This is a genomic window from Lentzea alba, assembly GCF_011067745.1.
Lineage (GTDB): Bacteria > Actinomycetota > Actinomycetes > Mycobacteriales > Pseudonocardiaceae > Lentzea > Lentzea alba.
On the sequence record NZ_JAAMPJ010000025.1, the window covers coordinates 1 to 2,331 of the forward strand.

3 protein-coding genes are annotated in these 2,331 nt (G+C 68.3%); 1 reads left to right on the forward strand and 2 read right to left on the reverse strand.

Annotated features, from left to right (window positions below; all coding sequences use genetic code 11):
- The first annotated feature begins 51 nt into the window (after positions 1–51).
- Positions 52–543, forward strand: a complete 492-nt coding sequence (locus tag G7043_RS47395; protein WP_166056384.1) for a WS/DGAT domain-containing protein — start codon at positions 52–54, stop codon at positions 541–543.
- A 3-nt stretch (positions 544–546) separates the two neighbouring features.
- On the opposite strand, the gene G7043_RS47400 is transcribed toward G7043_RS47395, so the two are convergent.
- Positions 547–1,644, reverse strand: coding sequence for an ABC transporter permease (locus tag G7043_RS47400; protein ID WP_166056386.1), 1,098 nt, complete (start codon positions 1,642–1,644; stop codon positions 547–549).
- Positions 1,641–2,204, reverse strand: a complete 564-nt coding sequence (locus G7043_RS47405; protein WP_242643489.1) for an ABC transporter permease — start codon at positions 2,202–2,204, stop codon at positions 1,641–1,643. Before G7043_RS47405 ends, G7043_RS47400 begins: the two co-directional genes overlap by 4 nt.
- Positions 2,205–2,331 lie beyond the last annotated feature (127 nt).

The following is a 2,331-nucleotide window of genomic DNA, read 5'->3' on the forward strand; positions in this document are numbered from 1 at the left end:
CGATCACGAGCGACCCGCACGACATCGTCGCGAAACTCCTGGGGGTAGGGCTTGGGCACAGCGACATCCTCCCAGCTCACCATCACGGCAAGCCAACTCAGATGTCACCTAACGGTGCAGCAGACCCCGCTGCGTGCGGTGCATGAGCGGTTCGTGTCGCTCAAGAAGGGACATGAGGCCGAGACCGGACACGCGTTGACGGAGCTCGCGCGGCACGAGCCGTTCGCACCACTGGCCTGGTGCATCAGACTCGGTGCGGGACTGCCGCAGCGCAGCATCGTCACGGTCACCACCAACGTGCCGGGACCGCGCAAGCCGTTGCGGGTGCTGGGACGCCAGATCGTCGAGATCCTCCCGTACGTTCCGATCGCAATTCGGATCAGGACCGGGATCGCCGTGCTGTCCTACACCGACCGGTTGGCCATCGGCATCACCGCGGACCGTGACAGCACACCTGATGTCGATGTGCTGGCGACTGCGCTTCGGGAGGCTCTGGCGGCCTTGCTCAGCGCGGCTCGCGAACCGTCGGTGACAGGAAGCTGACTCTCAAGCCGTTACGGCGCGGCGCAGCCGCCACGCACCGAGGGTGAACAGAACGAGCGCGAATGCCAGCAACACTGCCAGGTGCGGCAGCACCGTGAGGAAGTTTCCACCATGCCGCGTCAGCACAGCGAACGCGTCGTTGGCCCAGCCGTGTGGGGTGGCGAACGCGACCGTGCGCAGCGTCGGGCTGAAGAACTCGATCGGCACCATGCATCCGCCGAACGCGGCGAGCCCGAGGCCGAGCAGGATGCCCGCGCCCGTGGATTGTTGCTGTGTCCGGCACAGTGCCCCGAGCAGCAGTCCCGCTCCGCCCGACACGAGTGCGAACGCGCACAGCAGCGCAGCGGCGCCGAGCGGGTCGCCCCACCGCACGCCGAACAGCAACGCGGATCCGATGATGACGATGAGGCCCTGCAGCAAGGCGATCGCCACGCGACCGAGCGCCTCGCCCGCGATGACCGTCCGCGCCGGGGTGGGTGTGGCGAGCATTCGCCTGGTGACACCGAGGGAGCGGGTCTCGACGAGCGCGGCTGCCGCAGTGAGCGCGTTGAGGAAGGTGAAGACGATCAGCTGGCTGGCGGCTCCGAGGTCGAATCCCGTGTAGCCCTCGGGGAACAGCGCTTCCCCGGTCGTCGTCACGGCCACGGCGACCGGCTCGACGCGGACCGAGTCCACGAGGGACAACGCCGCGGCGCGGTCGACTCCGGTGTGCGAGGCGACGAACTCACCGACCGCGAGCCTGTTCTCTTCTCGGGTCAGCGCGGTGGTGACGAGCATCTGCAGCTGCTGACCTGCACGGTCGGGCCGCACGAGCAATCGGGGTGGCACCTCCGCGGCACGAACGAGGCCGGCACTGACCTCGCCGTGCTCCACAGCCGTCCGCAACGCCACCTCGTCCTCGAAGTTCCGCACCCGCATCCCGGCCTCCGCAGTCAGCGCACCGGCCTCGCCGACCACGCCGAGTACCGGCGTGCTCGCACCGCCGAACGCGGCGCCGATGATGAACACCAGCAGCAACGGCAACGCCACGAGGAAGAACAGCCCGGTGCGGTCGCGCAGGGCGCGACGCAGATTGGTCCAGGCGATCGACCAGACCTTCACGGTTGCACCGCCTTTCGGAACAGCGAGACGGCGACCGTGCACGTGACCGCGGCGAACACGGTCATTGCGGCGACCGACGGAAGAACGGCGGTGACCTCGCCGCCGGCCAGGTCGGCGAGACCGCGCAGGAACCACCGGTGCGGGGTCGCGAAGCTGAGGACTTCCAGCACGCCTCCTGCTTGTGCGACCGGGAAGAACGTTCCACCGAGAGCGCCCAGCACGATCGCGACGACAGCCTGCCAACCGCCCGCCTGATCCGCGGTCTTCGCGATCGCCGCGACCACCGCCATGGCTCCGGTGGCAGCGAGCACGCCGGACACCACGAGCAAAGCGACACCGACGGGGTTTCCCCAATGCGCGCCCATCAGGAAAGAACTCGCCACGATCAGCACGGTCATGCTGAGCACGCCGATCGCCACGCTGGTCAACAGTTTGCCGGCGAGGATCGAGGACCGGCGCACCGGCGCGGCGAGCAGCCGTGTCATCGTGCCGAGCCGGCGTTCTTCCAGCAGGCCGGTCATTCCCAGCTGTACCGCGAAGAACAGGAAGAACACCGCCATGCTCCCGAGGTGCCGGACCAGCTGAAGTTCACCGCCAAGACCGTCGACGGCAAGGACCTCAACGGCGCTGACCTGGCCGGAAAACCGGTCGTGCTGTGGTTCTGGGCGCCGTGGTGTCCCAAGTGTC

Coding starts and splice junctions, on each gene's coding strand:
- G7043_RS47405 (WP_242643489.1), bottom strand. CDS start 2,204: ATGGCGGTGTTCTTCCTGTTCTTCGCGGTACAGCTGGGAATGACCGGC.